The organism is Streptomyces sp. URMC 123 (assembly GCF_051386515.1).
Lineage (GTDB): Bacteria > Actinomycetota > Actinomycetes > Streptomycetales > Streptomycetaceae > Streptomyces.
In genome coordinates this window covers 1-1,466 of the sequence record NZ_JBPQTV010000598.1, presented here as the reverse complement: position 1 = coordinate 1,466, position 1,466 = coordinate 1, and the positions used below count along the sequence as shown (strand labels likewise).

The 1,466-nt window shown below is 77.4% G+C and carries 1 protein-coding gene; it reads right to left on the bottom strand.

Annotated features, from left to right (window positions below; all coding sequences use genetic code 11):
* Positions 1-136: 136 nt before the first annotated feature.
* A complete protein-coding gene (locus ACSNOD_RS31080; protein ID WP_436770420.1) occupies positions 137-841 on the bottom strand; it encodes a class I SAM-dependent methyltransferase in 705 nt (234 codons plus the stop codon).
* Positions 842-1,466: the final 625 nt, after the last annotated feature.

Sequence of the window (1,466 nt, the reverse complement as noted above, 5' to 3'; positions counted from 1 at the left end):
TGGGTGGGTGGGGGCGAACCCCGCGGCGGAGCCGCGGGAAAGAAGCTGGTCTCACGCGGCGTGCATCACGGGCTTGTGGGGCGCGGGGCGCCAGCCCCGCCCCGGGGCTACGTGGGGCGCGGAGCGCCCATCCGCGTCAGACGCCGGACCCGACCCGCCGCAGCACGCGCAGCGACCGCACCCCGCCGACCTCCACAAACGCCCCGGACCCCAACGCCCGCCGATAAACCCCGTACGGCGCCTGACCCCCCTCCGCCGGATCGGCGAACACATCGTGGATCACCAGCGCCCCACCGGGCGCGACATGCGGCGCCCACCCCTCGTAGTCCGCCGACGCGTGCTCCTCCGTGTGGCCGCCGTCGATGAAGACCAGCCCGAGCGGCCGCCCCCAGAGCGCCGCCACCGCGGGCGACCGCCCGACGACGGCGACGACGTGGTCCTCCAGCCCCGCCCGGTGCAGCGTGCGCCGGAACGCCGGCAGCGTGTCCATCCGGCCGACCTCGGGGTCCACCAGCGTCGCGTCGTGGTACTCCCAGCCCGGCTGCTGCTCCTCGCTGCCCCGGTGGTGGTCGACCGTGACGGCCGACACCCCGGCCGACCGCGCCGCCTCCGCGAGGAGGATCGTGGAGCGGCCGCAGTACGTGCCCACCTCCAGCAGGGGCAGCCCCAGCCGCGCCGCCTCGACGGCCGCGGCGTACAGCGCGAGGCCCTCGTCCAGCGGCATGAACCCCTTGGCCGCCTCGAACGCGGCGAGCACCGCCGCCGGGGGCGCGACCGCGCCCCGCTCCGCCGCGGGCGCCGGGCCCTCCGCCGCCGTCCGTTCACTGTGAGCGCGCGCCATGGTCGAGTCGAACCGCCTTCCGGCCCGTGGGCCTGCAGAGCCGTGTACGCGGGCCATGGTGCCTCATGCCCGGCCGGCGGCCCGCGCCCACCCCCGTACGGGCCACCCCGCGTACCGGCACCGGCCCACCCCCGTACGACCCGCCCCGCACGGGGAGCGACGTCGCCCTCAACTGACCACACGTCAGGCGTCTTCCCACCCGCAGGGGTATCGGCTATACAGAAGAGCCGACTGCTAGAACGCGTTCTAGACCGACCGGCGCAGGCGGCGCGCGCCGCGCGCACGCCGCCGCACCGCCCGCGCGGCGGTGCCCGGCCGGCCCGCAGACGACCCCGGTGCGACCGACGGTGCGGACGGCCGTGCCGGGGTCTCCCTGCCTGCCCCGGCCCGGCGCCACCCGCCCCGCGGGCCGCCGGCCGGGGAGCGGACGCGACGGACCGCCCGGCGAAACCGCCCCCAGGCGAAGGAGTGCAGCGCCCCGATGCCCATCGATGTCGCCCGGGCCCTCTCGGCCCCGCCCCGGACCACCGAGCTCCGCTGGGACGTCAAGGACGTCCAGCTCTACCACCTCGGCATCGGCGCGGGCACCAACCCCGACCGCACGGTGATCCGCCCCCTGCGCGAG

Bases quoted from the DNA above. Each gene is read 5' to 3' on its own strand.
- ACSNOD_RS31080 (WP_436770420.1), bottom strand. From the start codon at position 841: ATGGCGCGCGCTCACAGTGAACGGACGGCGGCGGAGGGCCCGGCGCCC.